Genomic DNA, 26420 nt, shown 5'->3' with positions numbered 1-26420 from the left:
TCCTGCTCGATCTTCGTGTGGGCCGAACCGCTCGCCGGATGGCGCGACGCGTACGCCCTGCCCACGCGCACGCGCGAGGACTGGGCCAAGGGTGTCGAACGGCTTCTCGACGTGCACTACCCGCACGCCGCGAAGGTCGTGCTCGTCATGGACAACCTCAACACCCACGGCATCCACAGCCTCTACCACGCGTTCGAGCCCGCCAAGGCGTTCCGTCTCGCCCAACGCCTCGAGATCCACCACACGCCCAAACACGGATCATGGCTCAACATCGCCGAAATCGAACTGTCATGCCTCTCCCGGCAATGCCTCAACCGCCGCATCGGCGACCTCGACACCCTCAACCGGGAACTCGCCGCATGGACCCAAACCACCAACCACACCCAACGACAGGTCAACTGGCACTTCACCACCACCGACGCCAGAACCAAACTCCGCCACCTATACCCCAACAATTAAACCCGACAATGTACTAGTCACCCGCCGCTCGCGCGTGCAGGCGGTCGTGCGGGAAACGGCGCTGTGGCGCGAATCGCGCGGCGTCGAAACGCTGACGATGCCGCTGTTCGTCACCAATGGCAACGACGAACTGCACTTCCGGTTCATCCGCCGGACCGACGCGGACCGTCTGACGGCGTGGCTGGACTGCGAGGACACGACGACCCCGTCCCATGGCGGCAAACCAACGTCCCGGGGCTGAACCCGGGAACGCCCGGAGAACCGTCTGCCGCCGCCCGCAGGCCCGTTCGGATGCCGACCGCCGCGATATCATCGTCCGGTGAACAATGAGAAGAACCCCCTATCGGGCAACCAGGTGGCACAGACGCCGCAGGGCGTCGCAGCGACGCTGGTCGCGGCCTTCGTCTACGGCATGTTCCCGTTGTACTGGGCGGCGCTGGCAAGCGTGCCGTCCATGAACGTGATGCTGTACCGGATCGTCACCGCGGCCGCCGTCATGCTGCCGTTCATGCTCGCCACCGGCCGTTGGGGGCGATTCGCGCGACACGTCCGCGACATGTGGCGCACGCCGAGGATCTTCTGGATGGCGGTGGCCGCGGCCGTGCTCGTCACCGTGGATTGGGTCGTCTACATCTATCTCGTCTCCATCGGACGCACCTCGGAGGCGAGCGCCGCCAACTTCCTGCTGCCGATCATCAACATGCTGCTCGCGCTCATGCTGCTGCGCGAACACACCACACGACTCGGCGTCGTCTCCATGCTCATCGCGCTTGCGGGCGCGGCACTGTACGTGATCGACACCGGGCATGTGCCCGGCGTGGCCATGCTGATGACGTTCAGCTATAGCGGATACTGTCTGATCAAACGGTTCGTGCCGCTCGACCCGTTCGAATCGCTGACGTTCGAAACCGGCGTACTGTCGCCCATCGCCTTCGTGATGCTCGCCGCGCAGCCGCGGTTCGGCGTGCCGGGCGGGGAACCGTGGTGGGTGTGGGCGCTGCTCGCCGGCTGTGGACTGCTTACGGTGATCCCGCTCGTGCTTACCTCGTACGGGGTCAAGCATGCGTCGTTCCTGCTGCTGAGCTTCACCCAGTACATCACCCCCACCATTCAGCTGATCCTTGGCATTCTGGTGCTCGGCGAACAGGTGCCCGCGCACCGTTTCGTCTCGTTTTCGGTGATCTGGCTCGCACTCGCCGTCTATACCTTCGATCTGGTCCGGCAGAGCCGCGCTTTGCCCTACCGCCAGCACCGTTCGTAGGGCAGACCGGTCAGCGATTCGACGACCCGCCGGGTCTCCGGTTCGACGTCGGCCTTGCTGCCGCCGTTGCGCAGGCGGGTGATCTCGTTAAGCACGATGCCGTCGGTGCGCTTGTCGATGGTCAGGCGCGAGGAGATGATCCAGCATACGATCATCGCGAACGCGAACCAGCCGAGCAGCACCGCGCCGAGTCCGATGCGGGCCTCCGGCGTCTGCGCGGCACGCGTCGAGTCGAAGCCGACGAACGAGAGCACCGCGCCCACCGCGATGGTCGCCAGCCCCGAGCACAGCTGCCGGAACGAGGACTGGATGCCGGAGAACGTGGCGGACCGGTAGCGCCCGGTCACGATCTGGTCCACGTCGGCTATGTACGGGAACACGGCCCACGGCAGGTAGCCGCACAGGGCCTTGAACGCGAAGAACCACACCGCGCCGGCCACGGCGAACACGGTCCATCCCACGTCCGGCATCGTGCCGGCGAGCATCCACGCGGCGAACAGCCATGCCAGTCCGCTCAGGCACCCGGCGAAGTTGATCGCGTACATGCGTCTGGGGCCGAGCCGGGTCATGCCGATGCCGAACAGCGGCATGAGCGGCAATGAGATCGCAAGGCAGCCGAGCAGCAGCGAGGCGAACGCGGCCGTGTGGTTCCAGTTGTAGACCACGAAGAACACGAACGTCTGCCCGAACACGTCCATCGACACCTGCACGAGCAGGTAGATGGCCAGATGCTTGCGGAACACGGCCACGCGCAGGGTGGTCGCGTATTCGCGCAGCACCTTGAGCGCGCGCCGCCACCAGCCGGCCAGCCCGATGTGTCCGTCGCGGATCTCGCCGCGCGCGTACGCCCCGAACCCGGCCTCCTCGGGCGTCATCTCCCAGGTGAACCGCCATGCGGCGAACACGGCGAGCGCGAACAGCACGGTGGTGGTGATGGTGAACGCCATGTAGCCGCCGGGCCGTGTTTCGCCGAATACGGCGAGCACCGCGCTGCCGGCGAGCGGGATGAGCGTGCCCGCGCCGGTGGAAATGAACAGTCGCGTGGTGGACAGTGTGGTGCGCCCGTTGAAGTCGGGCGTCATTTCGCCCGGCAGCGGATTGTATCCGGTGGCGAACGACTGGCCGAGCACGACCCACAGCGCGTAGGCCGCGAAGTACACGCCGAGCGGCAGGCCGGGGATCCACAGCAGGATGCCGGTGAGGATGAGCGGCGACGTGACGAGCAGCATGAGCCGGCGTCGGCCGAACCGGCGGCCGATCGGGTAACGGTAGAGGTTGTCGTCGAAGACGCCGAACAGGAGCGCCGCGAACGCGCTGATGATGGCGCTCAGGCCGACCACGGTCTGCGCGGTGCCGATGTCCATGCCGCAGAAGCGCGTCCAGAACAGCGTCAGGTAGGTGGCCGAGATGGTGAGCTGTCCGCCGCCGTAGAAGTCGCCGATGCCGAATCCGACGGCTTCGCGCATGGTGATCTTGCGCGGCCCGGGGGTTGCGACCGCGGCGGCGAGCGCCTTGCTGTCGCTGCTGTGCCGGCCGTCGTCGCGTCGGCCGTCGTCGTGATGACCGCCGGCGGACCGGCTGCTGCCGTGACGATGACGGCGATCGTCGCCGTCTGTCAAAGTGACGTCTGCCAAGGTGGGCTCCTTTGCTGGTCATGTTCGCCGCTTCTCTCGCGACGGACAACGGCAGGCTCCCTGCGACGGGGATCGCCCGCACGCAGGGAGCCGATATGCGGTCGCCCGCACCCACGGTTCCGAAGTCCGTGGATGCGGGCGGCTGTCCGCGCATTCGCGCGATATATGGACTACCTGATCACCAGAGTAGTGAACGACCAGGCCGGCGCGGCGTATGTGCCGGACGCGAGGTTCGCTTCGTGGGACACGGGGTGCGTCGGTGATTCGGTGCCCTTGTCGCCGGCGTACGGGTCGGCTCCGGTGAGCACGTTCGCGACGGCCGTGGCGCGCGCGGATTCGCTTACGCCGAGTTCGTCGAGCACCTGCGTCAGGTCGACGTCGACCGGTTCGGCGAGCGCGTTGACGATGCGCACGTAGTCGACGCCGGCGGCCTCGTCGCGCGAGACGGACACGGTGCGGCGCGGCTCGTCCGCGACCTCGCGGCCTTCGGCCACGACCTCGCCGTTGATGGTGAGCTTCATGGTCTCGCCGCGGTCGGCGACGTCGACGCGCACGTCCCACACGGTGCCGGGGCGCACGGCGTCCATCGACACTTCGGTGCCGGCGATGTTGTAGCCGGCGCCGTCGCGGATGAGGCCGAGGCCGAAGCCGCGGCCGAGCGACGTGCGGTTGTGGTTCTTGCCGTTGATGTCGCCGGAGACGATGTTGACGCCCCACATGCCCTCGTGGTAGGTGACCTTGGCGCGGATCGTGTACGCGTCGGCGTTGAGGTTCACGCCGAGGTCGATCGGGCCGTTGCCGCGGTATTGCACGTCGGGCAGGTCGACGCGCGTGCCGTCGGCGGTTTCGATCGAGAAGTCGGCGAAGTCGGCGTGCGCGCCGCCGTCGAGTCGCAGGCCGATCGTGTTCGGCAGGTCGCGGCGGAACGTGGTCGGCCCGTCGAGCGCGACCGGCCACGCGGTGTCGGCGGTGGTGGTCGCGTACATCTGCTGCACCCAGTAGCTGTACGGATGGTAGACGTGCTCGTTGTCGAAGTAGATGAGGTTCGGGTTCCAGCTGTCGTGGCCGTTCTTGCAGAACAGCGGCGCGTACGACGCCATGTGCACGACGTCGCCGTTCAATTCCATGCGGCCCATGAACGCGGCTTCGGACAGGCCGTTGATCAGGCCGGTGCCCCACGAGCCGTATTCGCCGAGGTAGACCTTGGGGCCCTGACGATCGGCGTCGTCGTAGTGGTCGAGGTTGTGGAACCACCAGCTGGGCGCCTGGTAGGAGTGTTCGTCGACGATCGGGATGCCGGCTTCGCGCGCGTACGCCCAGCCCTGCTCGTAGTCCTGGCCGCTCGGCGCGGGGCCGACGGTGCCGACGACGGTGATTTCGGGGTGCGCGGCCTTGACGGCGTCGTAGATCTGCTGGAAGCGGTTCTTGAACACGTCGTCGATGAGATCCTCGTTGCCGATGCCGAGATACTCAAGCCCGAACGGCTCCGGATGTCCCATTTCGGCGCGCTTGGCGGCCCACGCGTTGGTGGCCGGGTCGGCGTTGCAGAAGTCGATGAGGCCGAGCACCTCGTCGATGTAGGCGGGCATGTCCTCCTGCGCGACCGGCACGGGGCCCTGGCTGGTGTTCTGGCAGCTCACGCCGGCCGGCAGCACGGGCAGCGGCTTGGCGCCGATGGTCTCGCACAGGCGGAAGTACTCGTAGAAGCCGATGCGGAACGACTGGTGGTAGCCCCACACGTTGAAGTTGTGCGGGCGGTGTTCGACGTCGCCGATGGTGCGATCCCAGTGGTACATGTTGCTCATGCCGAGGCCGTGCGTGATGCAGCCGCCGGGGAAGCGCATGAAGCGCGGATGAAGTTCGTCAAGCGCCTTGACGAGGTCCGGGCGGAAGTGTTCGAGGCCCTTGTACGTGGTGCGCGGCTCGCAGGAGACGAAGTCGACGTCGACGGTGCCGGGCTCGTCGAACGCGACGCGCAGCGTGCCTTGGGTGGCGACGATGGGGAGGGCGGAGTCGGGTGTGACGCTCCCCCAGTCAGCTTCGCTGACAGCCCCCTCAGCCGAGGGGGCCGAGGCTCCGCCGGCTTCCGAGGCGGACGCACCGCTTTGGGCCGGGATGGCGAGATCGGCTTCGAGCCACGACCAGTCGCCGCCCGCGTACGAGGCCGGCGCGATGAGCGCGGCCTCGGCGAGCGTCTCGCCGTGGTCGCCGCGCAGGGCGACGGTCAGCGGCAGTTCCTTGCCGTGGGCGCGCGTCCATACGGAGAAGTGGTAGGTTTCGCCGGCGCGGAACACCATGCCGTCGAAGCCGATGTTCTCGAGCGCGGCCGGGCCGCCGTCGACCGAGCCGACCTCGACGACCGCGTAATGCGGGTTCTCGACGGCGACCGGCGCGGCCTCGCGCACGCCGAACGCGGCGAACGAGCCGGCGGGCACGATCTTGCGCCACGCGGTGTAGTTGCTCCAGTCGTTCTTGTCGGCGCGGTTGTATTCGAACGCGCCGTTCTGCACGAGCTCGCTGTTGAGACCGCCGTCGCCCGAGTAGCTGATGTCCTCGAAGAAAATGCCCCACAGGTCGGTGCTGACCTTGCGCACGCCCGCCTTGTCGAGCGTCGCGATGAGTTTGTCCGTCATGAAAAGTCTCCTTTGATGATTGATGCAGGCTGCGTTACGCGGCGATCGGATCGAGGGCGATCCAAAGCGCGCCATGCGCCGGGATCGTGCCGGTGATCACGCGGTCCGCGCCCTCGCCTTCGATGCGCACGTCGGCGGGCTTGCCGGGCGCGCCGGCGAACAGGTCGGTGAGCGTCCAGTCCGCGTCGCGCGCGTCGAGGCCGACGATGGACTGCAGCTGGATGTTGCCGCCGATTTCGAAGTCGTCGGAGCCGGTCCAGAACAGGGCCGCGTAGTGGCCGCCAGCGTGCGCGGACGGCGTGCCGTCGGCCCAGTCGGCCGCGTCGGCCGCCCATACGATGAACTCACCGCGGTAGGAGTCGTCCTCCCACCAGTGCTTGAAGATGCGTTCGCGCACGGTCTCGCGGTTGTTGGTCGATCCGGCGAGCACCTCGCGCAACGCGGGATTGGCGAGCAATTCGATCGTTTCGGGCGTGCTGGTCGGCAGGTCGCCGCCGACCATGAGCGGCGAGCGGCCCATGCACCACAGCGCGAGCAGCGTCTTCTGCTCGTCCAAGGTCAGCCGCGACTGGCGGTCGTCGCCGCGCTCGGCGCGAAGCCCGATGTGCCCGAACGGCACCATGTCGGCGTCGGCCCAGTGGCCGGTCGTCTGGAACGGGGCCCAGCGGGCGAGACGCGCGAACTGCTGGTAGATGTCCTCCCAGCGGTCCCACAGGTCGTCGGAGATGCGCCACATCTGCGCGTTCTCACGCAGGAAGTCGACGTAGCTGGTCGCCACCCAGCCGCCGGGAGAGAGGGACAGGTCGATCGAACGGCCGTACTTGGCCTCGGCCTTGGCGATGGCGCGGTGGTACGCGGCGATCTCGTCGGAGTGGAACGGGGTCTGCATGTCGTCGACCTTGAGGAAGTCGAGCCCCCACGAGGCGAACAGGTCGAGCTGCGCGTCGTACCAGGCCTGGGCGCCCGGATGCGCCTGGTTGAGGCCGTAGTTGTCCGGGTTCCACTTGCACACGTGCTCGAGGTCGGCCACGTCCTTGGCGGTGTACTCGGTGCCGAGCACGGGCAGGTTGCGGTCGACGGCGAGGCGCGGGATGCCGCGCATCATATGCACGCCGAGTTTGAGGCCGAGCTCGTGCACGGCGGCGGCGAGCGGCGCGAAGCCCTTGCCGTCCGCGGCGGACGGGAAGCGCACCGGGTCGGGCAGCTGGCGGCCGTATTCGTCGAGGATGAGCGGCGCGTTGCTGTTGTATCCGTGGGCGCGGGCGGTCGGGTCGTACCAGTCGATGTCGATGACCAGCGTGTCCCAGCCGGCGCTCTTGAGGTGCTCGGCCATGAACCGCGCGTTGGCGAGCACCTCCTCCTCGTTGACGGTGGTGCCGTAGGAGTCCCAGCTATTCCAGCCCATCGGCGGGCGCCATGCCTGGGGAAGATTCGCCATTGTGACCTGCTTTCATTTGCGTTTGGCAATCATTCTGCAATATGTACCGATACATATTTTATCGGCAAATCTCAATACGACAACCAGCAGGCATTTCGGAGAGTCGCCCGATATTACAACGTTCTGCGACACGCAACCACGATTTTACAAGCAGCGACTTTCTGCATACCGTTACATACCAACAACAAGCAACCATGCCGGCCGCGGCCAGCATCAGACAGCATCGGCCGGTCACGACGACCGGACGGCCGACCATGCACGGTCGCGCACGATCACGAAGGAGACCATCATGGCAAACGGCAAACCGACCCTGCGCGACGTGGCGGCCGCGGCCGGCGTCTCCCCCATGACCGCGTCGAACGCGCTGCACGGCAAGGCCGGCGTCAAGGAATCGACCCGGGCCAAGGTGCTCGCGGCCGCCGAACGGCTCGACTACCGCATCAACCTGACGGCCAGCATGCTCAAGTCAGGCCGCAGCAACATCATCCACATCATCGTCAACGAATTCGACTCGCCATTCTACTCCAAGCTCGTGCAGGCGCTCGCCACGGCCACCACCGAACGTGGGCTCACGCCGTTCGTCGAACAGACCCGGTACTCGCCCACCGCAGCCGAACGGGCGCTCACCAGCAACCCGTTCTCCGACCAGCTGTTCGACGGCGAGATCATCCACGCCTCCGGACTCGGCACCAACCTGCCGCTCGCCCGCATGAACTCGGGCCGCCCGCTCGTGCTCATCGACGGGTGCGAGGAGACGCCCAGCGTCGACACCGTGAACTTCCCCAACGAGGAGGGCGCACGGGCCGCCGTGCAGCATCTCATCGAACGCGGATGCCGGCATATCGCGATCGTCGGAGGCGAATTCGTGCCGCGCGCGACGCTCGCCCACGTCGAGCACTCGTACGGGCTGCGTCTGCGCGGTGCGAGCGGCGCGCTGCTGGACTCCGGACTCGCCTACGACGAATCGATCATGTTCTACGGATACAACAGCGATGACGGCATCAAGGCGGGCCATGCGATCGGCGACGCGATTCTCGCCGCGCGCGCCGCGAATGGCGTGGACCATGCCGACGAACCGGTCGACGGACCGGCATCCCATCACGATTCTGCATCGGCGTCCGAGGAATTCCCCGTCCACGCCGAGACCGCGTTCGACGGGGTGTTCTGTGCGAACGACTATGCGGCGTTCGGCGTGATCCGCGGGCTGAAGGACCGCGGGCTGCGCGTGCCGGACGACGTGAAGGTGATCGGCATCGACGGCACGAGCTTCGGCGCATACTCGACACCGACGCTGAGCACCATCCAAGTCGATCTCGACCAACTCGCCCAATTCGCGCTCGACATGATCACCCGCCGCATCGAACGGCGCAACGCCGCCGGCACCGGCGAATCCGCGGACGTCTCGGCCGCAGCACCGGATCAGCCGGTGCGGGCCACCATCGGCTACCGCCTGATGGCCCGCGAATCCACCGCGGCATAGACCCCCTGCCGGTTTTGGCCTGTTTCAAAGGATATCTTGCAGTTCTAGGTCATCAGCGCAGGTATCCAGGCGCCATCCGGCAGACCGATCATTGGAATTCCGCCATTCCGGTCGAAGCGCAGGAGCGTTCTACCGACCGGAATGACCTAGAACTGCAAGATACCCTCGCAAACAGGCCAAATCGGCAGAGCACAGTGCCGCGGCGCCCGCCAGCACTTCGTCAGATCGCACCCGACCTTTCCTCGGCGCCCCTTGTCAGGGATCCGTCGCGAAGCGACTCAGGGACTCACACCCGTCACAGCAAGACCGGCGGAGCACTACAGCAGATGGAAGCGGTACGTGCCTGCGGCCAGCGATGTGCCAACGGGAACCGCGGTTCCAGATGCGTCAACAACGCCGGACACCGCAAGCACCGCCTTCACGCCATCGGGCACCGTGACGTCGATCGTGCAACCGGCGGAGTTCACGCCTTCGCCAGCAGCTGCACCGGACCCCGCCTTCCACAACACCTCGACCCGGCCGAACGGCGTCTCATGCGCCGCCGAACCGGAGGTCAGGCCGTGCGCGAGCGCGGCCTTGATCTGCGGCGCGACCGTCACCTCGCGCCAACCGGCACCGGAGACCCGCAGACCGCCGATCGCGTCGTGCATCCACGAGGCCACCGAGCCAAGCGCGTAATGGTTGAACGAGGTCATGTCGCCCGGGTTCACGTTGCCGTCGGGCAGCATCGAATCCCAGCGCTCCCATGTGGTCGTGGCCCCCATGCGCACCTGGTACAGCCACGAGGGACACTTGTCGGACAGGAACAGCGAGAACGCCTCGTCCGCGTGACCGGTCGCACACAACGCGTCCATCACGTACGGCGTGCCGGCGAAGCCCGTGCCGACCACGAAGCCGCGCTCGCGCACAAGTTCGGCCAGCCGCTCGCCGGCGATCGCGCGCAGCCGCGCGCCTTCGGCGGTGCATGCATCCGAGGTCCGTCCGATGCCGGTTTCGCCGGCTTCGGCATCATTCGCCGCATCATCCAGCAGATTCAAAGCGATCGCGAGCGCATACGCGCATTGCGTGTCGGAGGTCATGCGGCCGTCGGCGCGGACGAACCGTGCGCGGAATCCGGCGCGAATGTGTGCGGCCAGCCGTCCATAGTATGCGGCGTCATGTGCGGCCGGCATGCCCGCAATCGACCCATTCGGAAGGGACACGCCCGCGTCGTCCCCGGCAGCAACCCCGGCGGTCCCATCGACCACCCGCAGCATGCGCGCCACGAGATCGGCGGAATGCGCGGCGAACGCGGTGGCGACCAGCGGCTTCTCGGTCATCGCGCGGGCGGCGTCGTCGGGCGGGGCGGTCGGGTCGAGCCAGTCGCCGAGCTGGCCGCACCACACGTCCGGTTCGCGATCCCACACGCCGTCGTCGGCAAGCAGTCCCGCGACCTGGTCCATCCATCGCGTCGCCAGCGGCAGGTGGCGGCGCAGCAGGCCCGAGTCGCCGGTGGCCATGTACAGCGCCCACGGCACCATCGTCGCCGCGTCGCCCCACAGCGCCACCGCGTCGGGCTTGCCCCAGCCGGGATACGGATACGGCACGTAGTACGGCACGGTGCCCCATTGGTCGGTTTCGATGGCCACGTCGTCGAGCCAGCTGTCGAGGAACCCGGTCACGTCATACAGGTAGGCGGCGGTGGGCGCGAATACGGCGATGTCGCCGGTCCAGCCGAAGCGTTCGTCACGCTGGGGGCAGTCGGTGGGGATCGACACGAAGTTGGACAGCATCGACCAGCGCACGTTCTCGTGCAGCCGGTTGACGCGGTCGGACGAGCAGGAGAACCAGCCGAGGCGTGTGCGCGCGGAGCTGTATACGCGCGTATGCAGGTCGGCGGCGGTCAGGTCGAGGCCTTCCGGCCAGCCGCCGATCACCGCGTAGCGGAAGCCGTGCATCGTGAAGCTCGGCTCCCACCGTGTCGCCTTGCCGCCGTCGCATTCGTGCCCGGAGGCGATGTACCGGTCGTGTTGGACGGCGCGGCGCAGCGGGCGTGTGGCGGGCGTGCCGTCGGGGTTGAGCACTTCGACGTGCTGGATGTCGATTTCGTGCCCGGCCGGAACGTCCGGAATGCGCAGCACGACGCGCTGCGTGCAGTTCTGGCCGAAGTCGACGAGCCAGCGGCCGTCGGCGAGCCGGCTGATCGCAACGGGCTCACGTTCGCCGACGCAGCGGACGGCGGTGCTCTCGTCGGCCGGATACAGTGTCGATCGGTCGAAGTCGAGCCGTTCGACGGGCTGCCAACGATTCACGGCTTGGTCCGTCGCCGGATCGACAGTTGCACTTCCGACACCGATTCCGTCGGCACCTGTCGCATCGGCGTCCGCGCCGCTACCGGCCACACCGTCGGGCGTGCCGCTGGAGCCGACCGCACCGGCGACCGCCGCTTCCGCATCATCCCACGCCGGCAGCGCGACGCGCGCGTCGACCGTTTCGCCCTCGTACAGTCCGCTGGACACGATCGGCCCGTATGCGGCACGCCACAGTCCGTCGTCGGCGTTGCTGGCGACGACGGTCGTAGTGCCGCGCGCGTCGGTGATCTCGAGCTGCGCGATGAGGCCGAGCCGGCTGCCGTAGCAGTCCTCCTGTCCGTCGCCGAAGCCGATGCGGCCGCGGTACCAGCCGTCGGCGAGTCGGAAGAGCAGCATGTTGCGGCCGGCGTGCAGCAGACCGGTCACGTCGTAGGTCCAGACGGGCAGTCGCGTGCCGTAGACGGTCCAGCCGGGCGTGAGCACGTCGTCGCCGGCTTTGCGTCCGTTGACGTCGGCTTCGACGAGTCCGTGCGCGCTGACGTGCAGCAATGCGCGGGCGGGGGCCGCGTCCAGTTCGAGCGATCGGGCGATGACCGGCGGCCGGCGCATGCCGGTGTCGTTGACGATCTCGTCGTCCGGTCCGGCGATCATGTCGGCGACGATGCCCGTGCGACTGCCGGCGATGCGACCACCGTTCGTCCCCAGCCCCGGGACCACTCCGACCTCTCCGGAATCCCCGGAACGGCCGGAAGTCGCCGCGCTTGTTCCGACAACCACCTCAATGCTCGACGTTTTCGTTGCCATCATTGAACTCCATCGTTGAAGTAACAAAACGGAATATGCCCGCTTCGTATATCGACAAGCACCATATCGTAGCATCATATCGATACATACAGCAGGCCGGCGATCGCCGGCCGAGTCACGCGCGGAGCAACCCCAGCAACCCAGCAAAAACGCGCCGACTCGCGTTCCCGCGTGTCGTACATATAATTATGTACCGTTACATATTTGATCGACGCGAGCCGCGATTCCCGCCCGCGCGATCCGCACCGACCGCATCCCGAAGACAAGGAAGCACGAGACATGAGCGAGACGAACACCCCGAAGACCGAAGCGTACCTTTTCGTGCACTTCATCGGCGACGAGAAGACGCCGATGGACGAGCAGCTGTACTTCGCCCTCAGCCGCGACGGCGTCAAGTGGCACGACCTGCGCCCGGCCGGCAAGCCGGCGCTGACCTGGCTCGGCGGCGAAAAGGGCACCCGCGACCCGCACATCGTGCGCGATCCGAAGGGCGGCTTCCACATCGTGGCCACCGACCTGTCCATCCACTACCGCGGCGGCTGGGGTCCGCATGACGGCGCCACCACGAACGGCTCCACCGACCTGGTGATCTGGGACTCCCCCGACCTCGTGCACTGGAGCGAGCCGCGCCTCGTGGACGTCGCCTCGAAGATCCCGGGCGCGGGCATGGCGTGGGCGCCGGAGGCCAGCTGGGATCCGGACAAGGAGCAGTGGATCGTGTTCTGGGCCACCAAGACCAACGAGGACGAGCCCGGCAGCCCGCTCGACAACGAGCTCGGCGACCGCACGAACATGTACTACGCGACCAGCAAGGACCTCGTCACGTTCTCCGATCCGGTCAAGTGGATCGACCGCAAGAACGTGGTGATCGACTCGACCATGCTGCGCGACGACGACGGCTGGTGGTACCGCGCGTCCAAGGATTCCGAGATCACGATCGAGCGCACGCGCAACCCGTACGCCCCGACCTACGAGGTGCTGCGCACGGACGACGACCAGCAGTGGTCGTACGTCGGCTCGCTCACCGACATCCTCGGCAACGGTCGCTACTCGTGGCACTATCTCGAGGGCCCGGAGCTGTTCCGCTACAACGATGCGGACGTCAAGACGATCAACGGCCGCGAGATGCGCTACGGCCTGATGTGCGACCAGTACGCCGAGGCGAAGGGCTACCTGCCGTTCCGCTCGGCCGACCTGTCCAGCCGCGACCCGCAGGACTGGGCCGTCGCCGACGACATCGACTTCGGCGGGCTCAAGAAGCGCCACGGCGCGATCCTGCCGATCACGGCCGCCGAGTACGACGCCGTGGAGGCCGCGTTCGCGCTGTGATGCCGCGACGCTGTGACGACCGCCGGATTGGCACGATTCACAGACAGTTCCCAGCCAACCCGCATGATTCGCCATGAATCGTGCGGTTATATGGGAACCACGGCCGAACAGACCGCACCACATAACTGAAAATCCTTCTTCTTTCTCTCTTCTCCTTTCTTCGCCCGGCGGCTTCTCCCCGCCGGGTTTTCTTTTGTCGGCCGTCAACGCTCCAGCTCGCCCAGCTCGCGGAACCGGTCGTTGATCGAGGCGATGCGTTCGGCGCCGGCGGCCCCGACCAGATCGGACACGGCGTCCACCAGCAGCGACACCACGGCGAACACCGCCGTGTAGCTCGAGAGCACGCGCGTGCTCAGATCGGCCTCGAACACCGTCGCGTCCGCGCATTCCGGCAGCGTGCGCACCGTGGCGTCGCCGATGACGATCGTCGGCACATGCGCGGCCGCGAGCGACGCGGCGACGCGGGCGAACAATTCGGGCCGGCGGCGCACGCCGATCAGCACCACCGCATCGTCGGGACCGTAGTCGACGAGTTCCTCGGCGACGCTCTGTCCCGGCTCGGGCAGCACGTGCACGTCGCCGCGCAGCTGGACCAGCTGTTCGCGCAGGTGCAGTGCCGCCGGGTAGCCGTTGCGGAATCCGACCACGCCGACCCGTCGCGCGTCGCGCAGGCTTGCCGCGGCATGCAGGACGTCGCTTTCGCCCAGACGGGAGAAGGTGCGCGTGAGACTGTCGAGATCGCGTCGCAGATGCTCGCCGACCATGTCGCCGTCGTGTTCGTCCATGTTGCCGATCTCGGGAGCGCCGGGTTGATGGACGCGGCGGATGTCCCTGCGGAACTCCCCGGCGTTCGCGTAGCCGAGCTTGCGGTACAGGCGGCTCATGGTGGGCTGGGATACGCCGGACAGTTCGGCGAGCTCCGCCGACGTGCAGATCATCACGTCGGTCAGATGCCCGAGGATGAAGCGCGCCGCCTCCTGCTCGGTGGCGGTCAGCGACGGGAAGGACCGGCGGATGCGGTCCAGCGCGCCGGAGGGGTCGTCCCGATGGCCGACTGCGGCGTCGGCGGCATCGGAGGCGTCGGCAGCATCGCGGGCAGTGCTTTCGGGGCCGTGATCGACCAGGTCTGAATAATTTCTTTCAGCTTCCATAACTGCACTTTTGCGGACCCATATTTCCCGCGCGTAAACGAATTTGCCCCCTTTCCGCCGGTTTGCGGGGCGAATCCGGGGAAATGTGTCGAACATGTTCCCCGAACGGACGCAAGGAAATGAAATTGAAATTTACGAATCGCGCCGATTGAAATATTCATTTCGGTTAATGGAGTCATCGTTTTTCAAGACGTCCGCCGGGGCGGAATCCACGGTTCCGCAACCCACCGGACCGACCGGGCAGCACAACACAGCAGCACGACACAGCAGCATCCGCATCGTCTAAGGAGCGCACGATGACCTCCATCACCATCGGACCGAAGGGCCTCGCCAAGCCCGCACCGACACCGACCGAACCCGTCGAGCCCGCCGACGTCACCGTCATCAAGGACGGCTACGATCCCCGGCTCGCCAACGCCGACCTGGCCCCGCTCAAGCACCAGACCTGGTCCTGGTACAACATCTTCGCGTTCTGGATGTCCGACGTGCACTCCGTGGGCGGCTACGTGACCGCCGGCAGCCTGTTCGCGCTCGGCATCGCCAGCTGGCAGGTGTTCATCGCCCTCATCGTGGGCATCGTGATCGTCCAGATGCTCGTCAACCTCATCGCCAAGCCGTCCCAGCGCGCCGGCGTGCCGTTCCCGGTGACCATGCGCTTCGTGTTCGGCGTCAAGGGCGCCAACATCCCGGCCGTCATCCGAGGCGTCATCGCCGTGGCCTGGTACGGCGTGCAGACCTATCTGGCCAGCGAGTCGCTCAACATCATCTTCCTCAAGTTCATCCCCGCCTCCCAGACGCTGGCCACCGACTACTCGTTCCTCGGCCTGTCCGCGCTGGGCTGGATCTCCTACGGCATCCTGTGGGTCGCGCAGGCATGCGTGTTCTGGACCGGCATGGACACGATCCGCAAGTTCATCGACTGGGCCGGCCCGCTGGTCTACGCGGTCATGTTCATCCTCGCCATCTACCTGGTCGCCCGCGCCGGCGGTCTGGGCGCGATCGACCTCAACCTCTCCAGCGGCGCGCCGATGGGCTTCGTCGAGTCGATCCCGGTGATGATCACCGCCATCGCGCTGGTCGTCTCCTACTTCTCCGGCCCGATGCTCAACTTCGGCGACTTCTCCCGCTACGGCAAGACCTACGGCGAGGTCAAGCGCGGCAACTTCTGGGGTCTGCCGGTCAACTTCCTCGTCTTCTCCCTGCTGACCGTGGTGTGCGCGTCCGCGACCGTCCCGGTGTTCGGCGAGCTGATCACCGACCCGATCAAGACGGTCGAGCGCATCGACACGTCCGTCGCCATCCTGCTCGGCGGCATGACCTTCGTCGTGGCGACCGTCGGCATCAACATCGTCGCCAACTTCGTCTCCCCGGCCTTCGACTTCTCCCACGTCAACCCGCAGAAGATCAGCTGGCGCACCGGCGGCATGATCGCCGCGGTCGGCTCCGTGATCATCACCCCGTGGAACTGGTATTCGAACGACCAGGCCATCCACTACACGCTGGACCTGCTCGGCTCGCTCATCGGACCGCTGTTCGGCATCCTCGTGGCCGGCTACTTCGTGGTCTCCCGCCAGCGCATCGCCGTGGACGACATGTTCACCATGGACCCGAAGGGCCGCTACTGGTACCGCAACGGCTTCAACCCGAACGCCGTGGCCGCGATCGTTCTGGCCGGCATCCCGTCCATCATGTGCGCCGTGCTGCCCTCGCCGCTCAAGCAGATGGGCGTCGTCGACGTGACCTGGCTGTCCAACTTCAGCTGGTTCATCGGCGCCGGCCTCGGCCTCGTGATCTTCAGCCTGCTTGAGGCCAAGCGCCCGCAGATGATGGCGCTGTCCGCCGACGACCCGACCGTCAACGACGGCGCGGCGGCCAGGGACTGAGCGCCGACCACCCGCAGCCCGACCGACGAAGGCTCCCGGCAGGGGGCCTTCTCCATACCTACCCCCATACCCGTCCATGCCACACCCCTCCGGAGGCAATCCTTCATGAAGATCAAGGTCATCAACCCGAACACCACATGGTCCATGACGCGCACCATCGAGGCCGCCGCCCGTGCCAGCGTCTCCCCTGACGTCGAGATCGAGGCGGTCAGCCCCGAGATGGGCCCGGTGTCGATCGAATCGCACAGCGACGAGGCGTTGGCCGCGGTGGGCGTGATGGACGAGATCCGCAAGGGCGAGGCGGACGGCTGCGACGGATACGTGCTCGCCTGCTTCGGAGACCCCGGCCTGCACGCGGCGCGCGAGCTCGCCTCGGGACCGGTGATCGGCATCGCCGAGGGCGCGTTCCATGCTGCGAGCTTCCTCGGCCGTTCGTTCGCGATCGTCACGACGCTCGGGCGCACGCTGGGACGGGCGCGTGATCTGGTGGACGAGTACGGCTTCTCGCGCGCCTGCGTCGCCTACCGGGCCTGCGAGGTGCCGGTGCTCGGCCTCGACGAGGATCCGGAGGGCTCGTACGCCGCGCTGAAGGCCGAATGCGAGCGCACGATCGCCGAGACCTCGCCCGATTCGATCGTGCTGGGCTGCGCCGGCATGGCCGCCATGTGCGAGCGGCTGGAACGGGAGCTGGGACTGCCCGTGATCGACGGCGTGGCGGCGGCCACCTCACTGGTCGAGGCCATGGTCCGCATCGGCGCGCATACCTCCAAGCGCGACGAGTTCGCGCAGCCTCCGGCGAAGCGGGTCGTGGGCCTGCTCGAGCCGTTCAGCCGCTGAGCCGTCCCGCCGTCTCCCGGTCTTCTCGTTTTGCCCGAAGCCGTTCCGGAACACCTTTCCGGAACGGCTTTTTGCATGGCTTGTTCCGTGGCATATCGGCCGGCGTGAAAACTGACGTTAACATGAATGAAAAATTTCAGACTTGGAGCAGTGCTGAAATAATTTTCATCACAACGGAAGTCCGAACGGCAAGGAGCACATCATGGCAACCGAAGCAACCGCAACAACCGAAGCGATCGACACCTCGAAGATCAAGCCCGTCAACCCGCCGCACCGCCTGCTCATGGCGCCCGGACCGGTGAACGTGGACCCGCGCGTGCTCACCGCCATGAGCAAGCCGACCGTCGGCCAGTTCGACCCCTACATGTTCAAGGTGATGGGCGAGGTGCAGGCCATGTTCCGCACCATCTTCAAGACCTCGAACCGGCAGACGATGGTCGTGGACGGCACCTCCCGCTCCGCCATCGAGGCGGCGCTCGTCTCCGTGCTCGCCCCCGGCGACCCGGTGCTCGTGTGCTGCGCGGGCCGTTTCGGCATGCTGCTCAAGGAGATCGCCGAACGCTGCGGCGCCGACGTGCACGTCATCGAACGGCCGTGGGGCGAGGTCTTCACGCTGTCCGAGATCGAGGCCGCCATCAAGGAGGTCAGACCGAAGCTCGTCGCCACCGTGCAGGGCGACACCTCCACCACCATGTGCCAGCCGCTCGAAGGCCTCGGCGACATCTGTCACCGGTACGGCGCACTGCTGTACACCGATGCCACGGCCTCCCTGGTCGGCAACGACATGCAGGCCGACGCCTGGGGCCTCGACATCGTCACCACCGGCATGCAGAAGTGCCTGGGCGGCCCGTCCGGCTCGGCCCCGATCACCGTGTCCGACCGCGCGGTCGAGGTCATCAACGAGCGCCGCAGCATCGAGGCCGGCGTAGCCAACGCCGGCGAGATCGCCCCCGACGCCGACCGCATCCACAGCAACTACTTCGACATGGCCCAGATCTTCGACTACTGGGGCCCGCGCCACCTCAACCACCACACCGAGGCCACGCACGCCCTGTACGCGGTGCACGAGGCCGCCCGCATCATCTGCGAGGAGGGCATCGACAACGCCATCAAGCGCCACGAGCTCAACGGCCGGGCGATGGGCGCGGCCATCGAGGGCATGGGCCTGAAGCTGTACGGCGACCAGTCGCACCGCATGAACGACGTGGTCGGCGTGGTCATCCCCGACGGCGTGGACGACGCCGCCATCCGCGCGCAGCTGCTCAACGACTTCTCCGTCGAGATCGCCTCCTCGTTCGGCCCGCTCAAGGGCACGATCTGGCGCATCGGCGTGATGGGCGTCAACGCGCGCAAGGACGCGGTGCTCACCTGCGCGGCGGCGCTGGGCAACGTGCTCGAACGCAACGGCGTCAAGGTCAGCACCGACAAGGGCATCGAAGCGGCCCTCGAGGTCTACGGCGAGTAGCCGCCGGCCGGAAGACGCCGCAGGACGGCGACATCGACGAACAATCAGGAACATCACCGAACGCAACCGGAATCGAGGCAAGGGACAATGAGTGCAACGCAATGGGCCGAGGACGCGGCCGCGACGATCATGGAACGATGCGACCGGCTGGCCGAACTGACCAGCATGGACGGCGGCATCGAACGCGTGTACCTGTCGCCTGAAATGGCGCGGGCGTACGAGCTGGTGGGCGGCTGGATGAAGGACGCCGGCCTCGCCGTGAGCATCGACCCGGCCGGCAACCTGCGCGGCCGCGCCGAGGGCAACCAGCCCAGCCTGCCCGCGCTGGTGCTCGGCTCCCACCTGGATTCCGTGCCGGACGCCGGCAAGTACGACGGCATCCTCGGCGTGATCACCGCGCTGTCCGTCGCCGAGCATCTGGTGAAATCCGGCGCGACCGCGTCGCTGCCGTTCGCGATCGAGGTCGTCGGCTTCGGCGACGAGGAGGGCGCACGCTTCGGCGCCACGCTGCTCGGATCCTACGCGCTGGGCGGAGGCTGGAACGACGAATGGCTCGATCTGACGGACGCGAACGGCGTGACCATGCGCCAGGCGTTCACCGACTTCGGCCTCGATCCCGACCGCGTGGCCGAGGCCGCGCACAGCGTCGAGGACGCGATCGGCTACCTCGAGTTCCATATCGAGCAGGGCCCGATCCTCGAACAGAAGGACCGCGCGCTCTCCTCCGTCAGCTCGATCGCCGCCGCCAGCCGCTACATGGTCACGATCCACGGGCTGAGCAGCCATATCGCCACGCCGTACGACCTGCGCCACGACGCGCTCACCGCGGCGGCCAACATCATCGCCGGCGTGGACGAGATCAGCCGCAGCGCCGGCACCCGCGCAAACGTGGGCGAGATCTCGGCCGAACCGGGCGGCGTGAACGTGATCGCCGGCAAGGCCACGTTCAGCCTCGACCTGCGCGCCGGCACCGACGAGCTGCGCGACGAGACCTTCGCGCGGATCTGGGCCATGGCCGACCGCGTGTGCGCCGAATACGGCGTGACGATGGAACGCACCTGCATCCACACGGCCGACAGCGCGCAATGCGACCCGTTCCTGCGATCCTGCATCGAGCAGGGCATCGAGCAGGCCGAAGGCAAGGAGGCGTTCGGACTGATCAGCTATCCGGGCCACGACGGCATGGCCGTGGCGGGGCTCCTACCGATCGCGATGCTGTACGTGCGCTGCAAGGGCGGCATCAGCCACAGCCCGCTCGAATCCGTGCGCGAGGACGACGTGGCCTACGGCGCCGAGGCGTTCGAACGCGCGATCCTCAACGTGGCCGACCGGCTGCACGAACGTGCGGAACGGCAGCCGCTGACCGCGGACATCGTACTGGGAATGGGGGCGTGAGATGAGCGACATGCATGACCTGAGGATCGTCGGCCGCATGCTGGCGGGCGGCGTCGAGATCAACGGCGCCGTGACGATCGACGACGGCCGGATCACCGACGTCACGAAGGGCGTCGCCGACGACGCGCCGGCCGCGGCGCGCGAGACGGTCCGCCTGGCCAACGGCGAGGTGCTCATCCCCGGCATCGTGGACACGCACGTGCACATCAACGAGCCGGGCCGCACCGAATGGGAGGGCTTCGACTGCGCCACCAAGGCCGCCGCGGCCGGCGGCGTCACCACCGTGCTGGACATGCCGCTCAATTCCAACCCCCCGACGCTCACCGTGGACGCGCTGAACATGAAACGGGCCTGCGCCGAGCACAAGGCGCACACGCAGCTCGGCTTCTGGGGCGGCGTGGACGAGACGAACCTCGGCACGGGCATGCTCCGCCGCCTGTGGGACGAGGGCGTGTTCGGCTTCAAATGCTTCCTGTCGCCCAGCGGCGTGGACGAATACGGTTCGCTCGCCTATCCGAAGCTGGAGGCGGCCATGCGCGAGATCGCCTCGTTCGGCGGACAGCTCATCATCCACGCCGAGGATCCGCACGAGCTCGCCGCGCACGGCGGGCATATCACCGACTCCTACCGCAGCTTCGTCGAATCGCGTCCGGCCGCATGCGAGGCCGCCGCAGTGGCGCAGGTGGCCCGGCTCGTCGAACGGACCGGCTGCCGCACGCATCTGCTGCATATCTCCTGCGGCGCCTCGGTGGACGAGATCCGCACGGCCAAGGCCAAGGGCCTGCCGCTGACCGCCGAGACGTGCCCGCACTATCTGACGCTCGACTGCGACCATATCCCCGACGGGAACACGGCGTTCAAATGCTGCCCGCCGATCCGCAGCCTCGACGAGCAGGACCGTCTGTGGCAGGGGCTTGTCGACGGCACGCTCGACTTCGTCGCCACGGACCATTCGCCGGCCGACGCGAAGATGAAGGCCGGAACGCTGGCCACCGCATGGGGCGGGGTCTCCAGCCTGCAGGTCGGATTCCGCGCGGTGCTCACCGGCGCGCGCCGACGCGGGCTCGGGCTCGCGGACGCGGTGCGTTGGATGAGCGCGAACACGGCCGCATTCGCCGGCTTCCACGACCGCGGCGCGATCGCCCCCGGCAAGCGCGCGGACCTGGCGATCATCCGCCCCGACGACACGTTCACGGTCCACGCCGACGAACTGCTCAGCCGCAATCCGATCAGCGCGTTCGACGGCGCCGTGCTCAACGGCCCCATCTCGCGCACCATCATCGGCGGGCGCACGGTGGACGTGAACGCCGCGGGCGACCCGTCCAATCTGATCCGTCGACCGTAGCCGGACGCGGGCAGACACAGGCGAACAGCGAGCGAACAGCGAGCAGGAAGCAGACAGGAACGCGATGAGCCAAGAACACGAATCCGCAGGGTGCGCCGCCAAGCCGCGGCCCGTCATCCTGCAGTCCGGCGAGCAGGTGCCGGCCGGAGCCAACTATATTCCATCCGATCCGGGCAACGTGCTGTGGGGGCGGCTGCCCAGCCGCGACGATCTGGAACGTCATGCGGTCGGCGAGGTCGCCCCCGGTGGCGACGTCGTGATCGACACGGTCAGCCACGAGGGGCTGCTGCCCGATCAGGGATCCGATCCGGTCGCCTATTTCGGCGGCCACGGCGTGCCCGAGGACCAGGTGCTCTCCGACGCCGTCCGGATCGCCGCGTCGGTGCCGCGCGATCCCGCGGCCGACGGCCCGCATGTGGTCGTCGGACCGATCCGCGTGCCCGGCGCGCACCCCGGCGACCTGCTGGCCGTCACGCCGACCGCGTTGACGTGCCGCGTGCCGTACGGCGTGATCTCGACTCGCCACGCGCGCGGCGTGCTGGCGGGATCGGACGACTTCGACGGCAATTACGGACAGTTCTGCCACGCCGACGAGGCCGCCGGGACCGCCTGGTTCCACGCGCGCCTGGCGAGCGGCGAGCCGGCGAACGGCAACGACCCCAACGGCCCCGACCCCGTCATCCGGTTCGACATGCACCCGTTCCTGGGCATCACCGGCGTGACGCCCGACTCGGGCGAGCGGCCCAGTTCGATCCCGCCGGCGGCGTACGGCGGCAACGTCGACCTGCGTAATCTGACCGTGGGCTCCACGCTGCTGCTGCCGGTCCAGGTCGAAGGGGCCGGCCTGTACATCGGCGACCCGCATTTCGCGCAGGGCAACGGCGAGGTGTCGCTGACCGCGCTCGAGGCGTCGCTGCGCGCCACATTGCATGTCGAGGTCGTGCCCGCGCAGCGTGCCAAATCGCTGTTCGGCCGCACGGATCTGCCGTTCGCGTTCGCCGACGGCCGTCTGATTCCGCTCGGGTTCGGCGACACGCTCGACGACGCGCTGTCGCAGAGCGTCGAGCACGCGATCGACATGGTGTCGACCATGTTCTCCATCGACCGCAAACAGACGTATCTGCTGCTATCGGCCGCGGTCGACTTCGACGTGACCCAGGCGGTGGACATCGTCAAGGGCGCGCATGGCCTGATCGACCTGTCCATGTTCCGCGACTGCCCGGCCTATGATGACGTGGTTCGCGCCATCGAGGCGCTCAAGGGTCCTGCGGGACGGGAAGGGGACGCACGATGAGCAACGGCAGGATTTCGGCGACGCACGGGCAGCGTCCCGTCTTCGACAACGCGGACGCGCTCGACCCGGCACTGCGCCGGGCGATGGACCGTTACGAGCGCGCGTTGATGGCGGACGACAAGGCCGCGATGTCCGCCCTGTTCGCGGACGATCCCGAGGACGTTCCGGTGGTGCGTTCGGACGGTTCCGGCATGCTGGTCAGCCATAACGCGATCACCGTGTTCCGCGCGCGCCGCGGCGGGGCCCCGTCGCGTACGCTGCGTCGCCGTGTGACCCGGCAATTGGACGAGAACAACGCGGTCACCGTCTCCGAATTCGACAAGACCGCCGGCGGACAGGTGATCCAGACTCAGGTGTGGACCAGGCTGCGCGAGGCCGGCGATACCGAACCGTGCTGGAAGATCGTCGCCGCCCATCTGACCTATCCGTCGCCGGCGATCGACCGTCGCATCTGGCGCGTGGTCGGCGCCCCGCTGGTCTCGGCCAGCAAACCGGGACCGCTGTCCGGCATGACCGTCGCGATCAAGGATCTGTACGCGGTGGCCGGGCAACGCATCGGCGCCGGCAATCCGGACTTTCTGGCCGGCGCTCCGGTGTGCGAGCGCAACGCGGACGCCGTCGAACTGCTGCTCGACGCGGGCGCGGACCTGCTGGGCATCGCGCAGACCGACGAGTTCGCCTATTCGCTGGCCGGCGCGAACGTCCATTACGGCACGCCGCCGAATCCCAAGGCCCCCGCGCATGTCTCCGGCGGATCGTCCTCCGGACCGGCGTCCGCGGTGGCGTTGGGCCAGGCGACGATCGGCCTGGGCACCGACACGGCCGGTTCCATCCGCATCCCGTCCTCCTATCAGGGGCTGTGGGGCATCCGCACCACGCACGGCCGCATCAGCAGGAACGGCATCCATCCGCTGTCCGATTCGTTCGACACGGTCGGCTGGATGACGCGCGACGCGCAGACGCTGGGATTCGTCGCCAAGGCGCTCATGCCCGAACGGGAGCCCGTGGACGCGATCAAAGAGCTCGCCGTCTGCCCGGCATTGGACGAGGCGGCCGAGCCGGACGTGCGCGCGGCGTTCGCCGCATTCCGCGACGCGGTGGCGCAGGACGGGACCGGGGCCGCCGAGTTCACCATGGCGATGCTCGACGAGATGCTGTCGATCTTCCAGACGGTGCGCGGCTTCGAGGCATGGCGGGCCGACGGCGCATGGGTGCAGGACCATTGGGATTCCCTCGCCCCGGAGATCGCCGGACGCTTCCGTCACGACCGGACGATCTCCGAGGAGGCCTATCGGCGCGGACTCGAACGTCTCGCCTCGGCGCGCACGTTGGTGCGCGGGCTGATCGGCGAGCGCGCGCTGCTGATCCCCTCCGCATCGTCCGTGGCGCCGCTGCTGGTCAACGACGGCGACGTGGAGCAGGTGGAGCGTGCGCGCGCGCAGACGCTGCGGCTCACGGGCATCGCCGGCATCGGCGGACTGCCCGCGGTGAACATCCCGCTGCAGACCGCGGACGGACTGCCGTGCGGCGCATGCCTGATCGGCCCGGCCGGCTCGGACCGCGCGCTGATCGAACTCGCCAAAGACCTCTACCGTCGCTCGACGAGGTAGCCGGCGGAATCGCCAGAACCCCTACCAAGCACGAAGGCCCCGTATCCAACCGCATGACAATGCCCCGGCACGTGACGTTCGCCGTCGCGTACCGGGGCATCCTCACATCGACTTGACTTATATCGACATCACTTGGCGCTGTCGTACAGCTTCTGGTAGATCTCGACGTTCTGTTCGATGTTCAGGGACTTGAGCTCCTTCTGGAAGTTGTTCCAGGAGTCGTCCGTGAGGCCGCCGTCCTTGATCCACTTGGCGATGATCGGCATCGCGTAGGTGAAGATCGAAGTGTTGTTGTTGGCCACGGTGTTGGAGTCGTCGTCGCCCAGCGTCAGGTATTGCGGCATGTAGTCCTTGACGGAGGTCGGCTGGTAGTCCTTGTAGATCGGCCAGTCCTTGTTGGAGGCGTCGATGTCCGGCACGCCGGAGATCTTCAGGCCCGGACGCAGCCAGGCGAGGCCGCGGTCGGCGAGCGCGACCTGCACGGACGAGTCGGCGGAGGCCTCGGGCTTGACGGTGTAGTCGTTGTCGCCGTTCTTGGTGACGTACTTGTCGAAGTCGCCGAAGTAGGACTGGATGCTCACGTCGGGGTCAAGCCATTCGTTGATGATCTTGAAGACCTGGTCCTTGTACGGGGAGTCGGCCTTGACGGCGGCGCCGTTGTAGACGTCGGCGACGCTCGGCTCCCACGTGGCCTTGGCGCCCGGGGCGGCCGGGGCCGGCATGGAGACGTACTGGTCCTTGAGCGTGCCGAAGGCGTTGGTGTTCCAGCCGAAGGCGACGCCGACCTGCGCGGTCTTGCCGTCGCCGGTCCATTCGGCGTTGTACTTGTCGTCGGCCTTGGTGAGGGCGTCGGCCGGGATGAGGCCCTTGCTCATGAGCTCATGCAGGTATTCGGTGACTTCGCGGAAGTTGTCGGTGAGCATGAAGTTGCCGACCTTGCCGTCCTTGACGTAGATGCCCTGGCCGCCCACGCTGGACATCTGCGTGGAGATGCCGGTGGAGTTGAGCAGCAGGTACGGGTCCCACCAGCCGAAGCCGGAGGAGTTGAGCGCGCGGATGGTGAACGGGATCTCGTCGGCCTTGCCGTTGCCGTTCGGATCCTTGGTCTTGAAGGCCTCGAGCACGTTCTCGAGCTCGGCCCAAGTGGTCGGCACCTTGAGGCCCAGCTTGTCGAGCCAGGTCTTGTTGATCATCATGGACTGGCCGTTGACGTTGACCTTCATGCGGGAGGACGCGTCGGACGGGATCTGGTAGATGTGGCCCTGCGTGTCGGTGGCGAAGTTCTTGGCGTCCTTGTCCTCTTCGAGGTACTTCTTGGCGTTCGGCATCTTGTCGAGGTCGTCGGCGAGGTCCTCGAACAGGCCCTGGTTCTTGGAGAAGTCGGTCTTGCCGAAGCCCCAGATCGTCAGGTCCGGCACGTCGCCGGCGGCCAGCGACGCGTTCTTCTGCTGGTCCCAGGCGGTGCCGTCGACCTGCTGCCACTTGATGGAGCAGTCGCACGCGGCCTCGAGCTTCTTCCACCACGTCATGGTGTTCATCTTGCGCGTGGCGGAGTTGGTGATGACCATGACCTTGACCAGCGGCTTGCCGTTGGCGTCGGTCTCGCCCTTGCTGGTGTTGCCGCAGCCGGCGAGCACCATGGCCAGCGCCGACACACCCGCGACGGCGGCGAGCATGCGCTTACCGGCGCGTCCTGCGTTCTTGAATGAAACGCTCATCGTTGAACCTCTTTGCCTTCGTTCTTCAAGGGTCGGTTCACGCCGGCCCGGTCGTTTCCTAATCGATTAACTTAATCGATTAGTTTTAATATAGAATGATGTTGTAAGCTTGTCAAATCATTCCGTCGACAAGCGTGTGCATAAGGAGTTGTTATGAGTGCCACCATCGCCGACATCGCGAAAGCCACCGGCTATTCGACGGCGACCGTCTCGTACGCGCTGCGCGGCAACCCGCAGGTCAGACCGGAGACCGCGGCCAAGGTACGCGAGGCCGCGCGCCGGCTCCACTATCAGGGCAACGCGTCCGCCCGCAGCCTGCGCCTCGGCCGCAGCAACGTCATCGCCGTGGCCGTGCACGATCTCGAACTGCCCTTCTCCGCCCAGCTCGCCCAC

At 67.2% G+C, this 26420-nt stretch carries 19 protein-coding genes; 13 read left to right on the top strand and 6 right to left on the bottom strand.

Features of this window, described 5'->3' with window-relative positions; genetic code table 11:
• The 3 genes from JS533_RS09935 to JS533_RS09925 form a co-directional block, all read left to right on the top strand.
• The coding region (locus JS533_RS09935) for a transposase (RefSeq protein ID WP_241514258.1) at nt 1-459 on the top strand (459 nt) is incomplete at its 5' end.
• A gap of 46 nt (nt 460-505) precedes the next feature.
• Complete coding sequence (locus tag JS533_RS09930; RefSeq protein ID WP_241514257.1) at nt 506-700, top strand: hypothetical protein; 195 nt, start codon at nt 506-508, stop codon at nt 698-700.
• Nucleotides 701-778: 78 nt separating this feature from the next.
• Nucleotides 779-1720: an EamA family transporter gene (locus JS533_RS09925; RefSeq protein WP_241514256.1), complete on the top strand. Its 942-nt coding sequence runs from the start codon at nt 779-781 to the stop codon at nt 1718-1720.
• Here the strand turns inward: JS533_RS09925 and JS533_RS09920 are convergent.
• From JS533_RS09920 to JS533_RS09910, 3 genes are all read right to left on the bottom strand, one after another.
• Entirely contained in the window at nt 1699-3354 is a 1656-nt protein-coding gene (locus JS533_RS09920) for an MFS transporter (RefSeq protein ID WP_241514255.1), read from the bottom strand. The two genes, JS533_RS09925 and JS533_RS09920, sit on opposite strands and share 22 nt — an antisense overlap.
• Nucleotides 3355-3524: 170 nt before the next feature.
• On the bottom strand, nt 3525-5987 hold the full coding sequence (locus tag JS533_RS09915) for an alpha-L-arabinofuranosidase C-terminal domain-containing protein (RefSeq protein WP_241514254.1): 2463 nt from the start codon (nt 5985-5987) through the stop codon (nt 3525-3527).
• Nucleotides 5988-6021: 34 nt separating this feature from the next.
• Entirely contained in the window at nt 6022-7392 is a 1371-nt protein-coding gene (locus JS533_RS09910) for a glycoside hydrolase family 27 protein (protein WP_338024183.1), read from the bottom strand.
• 322 nt (nt 7393-7714) lie between these two features.
• Between JS533_RS09910 and JS533_RS09905 the strand changes: the two genes are divergently transcribed.
• Complete coding sequence (locus JS533_RS09905; RefSeq protein WP_241514252.1) at nt 7715-8905, top strand: LacI family DNA-binding transcriptional regulator; 1191 nt, start codon at nt 7715-7717, stop codon at nt 8903-8905.
• Between the two features lie 317 nt (nt 8906-9222).
• Here JS533_RS09905 and JS533_RS09900 read toward each other — a convergent pair whose 3' ends face one another.
• The gene (locus JS533_RS09900) at nt 9223-12003 is read right to left on the bottom strand and encodes an alpha-L-rhamnosidase (RefSeq protein ID WP_241514251.1); all 2781 of its coding nucleotides are present in this window, start codon (nt 12001-12003) and stop codon (nt 9223-9225) included.
• Nucleotides 12004-12279: 276 nt separating this feature from the next.
• Between JS533_RS09900 and JS533_RS09895 the strand changes: the two genes are divergently transcribed.
• Entirely contained in the window at nt 12280-13329 is a 1050-nt protein-coding gene (locus JS533_RS09895; RefSeq protein WP_241514250.1) for an alpha-arabinofuranosidase, read from the top strand.
• Between the two features lie 203 nt (nt 13330-13532).
• Here the strand turns inward: JS533_RS09895 and JS533_RS09890 are convergent, their stop codons facing one another.
• Entirely contained in the window at nt 13533-14480 is a 948-nt protein-coding gene (locus tag JS533_RS09890; RefSeq protein WP_241514249.1) for a MurR/RpiR family transcriptional regulator, read from the bottom strand.
• Between the two features lie 296 nt (nt 14481-14776).
• Here JS533_RS09890 and JS533_RS09885 point away from each other — a divergent pair, with 296 nt between their 5' ends.
• The 7 genes from JS533_RS09885 to JS533_RS09855 all read left to right on the top strand — a co-directional run bounded on the left by JS533_RS09885 (nt 14777) and on the right by JS533_RS09855 (nt 24309).
• Nucleotides 14777-16363 (top strand): NCS1 family nucleobase:cation symporter-1, encoded by a 1587-nt coding sequence (locus JS533_RS09885; protein WP_241514248.1) that lies wholly within the window; start codon nt 14777-14779, stop codon nt 16361-16363.
• A 105-nt stretch (nt 16364-16468) separates the two neighbouring features.
• Nucleotides 16469-17200 carry an aspartate/glutamate racemase family protein gene (locus JS533_RS09880; protein ID WP_241514247.1) on the top strand — a complete coding sequence of 244 codons (732 nt, stop codon included), beginning with the start codon at nt 16469-16471 and terminating at the stop codon, nt 17198-17200.
• A gap of 202 nt (nt 17201-17402) precedes the next feature.
• Nucleotides 17403-18665, top strand: a complete 1263-nt coding sequence (locus JS533_RS09875) for a pyridoxal-phosphate-dependent aminotransferase family protein (RefSeq protein ID WP_241514246.1) — start codon at nt 17403-17405, stop codon at nt 18663-18665.
• Between the two features lie 87 nt (nt 18666-18752).
• The gene (locus tag JS533_RS09870; RefSeq protein ID WP_241514245.1) at nt 18753-20060 is read left to right on the top strand and encodes a Zn-dependent hydrolase; all 1308 of its coding nucleotides are present in this window, start codon (nt 18753-18755) and stop codon (nt 20058-20060) included.
• Nucleotide 20061: 1 nt separating this feature from the next.
• A complete protein-coding gene (gene allB, locus JS533_RS09865; RefSeq protein WP_241514244.1) occupies nt 20062-21405 on the top strand; it encodes an allantoinase AllB in 1344 nt (447 codons plus the stop codon).
• Nucleotides 21406-21469: 64 nt separating this feature from the next.
• On the top strand, nt 21470-22699 hold the full coding sequence (locus JS533_RS09860; RefSeq protein WP_241514243.1) for an acetamidase/formamidase family protein: 1230 nt from the start codon (nt 21470-21472) through the stop codon (nt 22697-22699).
• A complete protein-coding gene (locus JS533_RS09855) occupies nt 22696-24309 on the top strand; it encodes an AtzH-like domain-containing protein (protein ID WP_241514242.1) in 1614 nt (537 codons plus the stop codon). The genes JS533_RS09860 and JS533_RS09855 overlap by 4 nt, the downstream gene beginning before the upstream one ends.
• Nucleotides 24310-24437: 128 nt before the next feature.
• On the opposite strand, the gene JS533_RS09850 is transcribed toward JS533_RS09855, so the two are convergent.
• Nucleotides 24438-26027, bottom strand: a complete 1590-nt coding sequence (locus JS533_RS09850) for a type 2 periplasmic-binding domain-containing protein (RefSeq protein ID WP_241514241.1) — start codon at nt 26025-26027, stop codon at nt 24438-24440.
• A 153-nt stretch (nt 26028-26180) separates the two neighbouring features.
• Here JS533_RS09850 and JS533_RS09845 point away from each other — a divergent pair.
• Nucleotides 26181-26420 (top strand): LacI family DNA-binding transcriptional regulator (locus JS533_RS09845; protein WP_241514240.1); only part of this gene is annotated, 240 nt, incomplete at its 3' end.

Origin of the sequence: Bifidobacterium amazonense, assembly GCF_018555435.2 — a bacterium.
Classification (GTDB): domain Bacteria; phylum Actinomycetota; class Actinomycetes; order Actinomycetales; family Bifidobacteriaceae; genus Bifidobacterium; species Bifidobacterium amazonense.
This window is presented reverse-complemented; position numbering and strand designations above follow the sequence as displayed.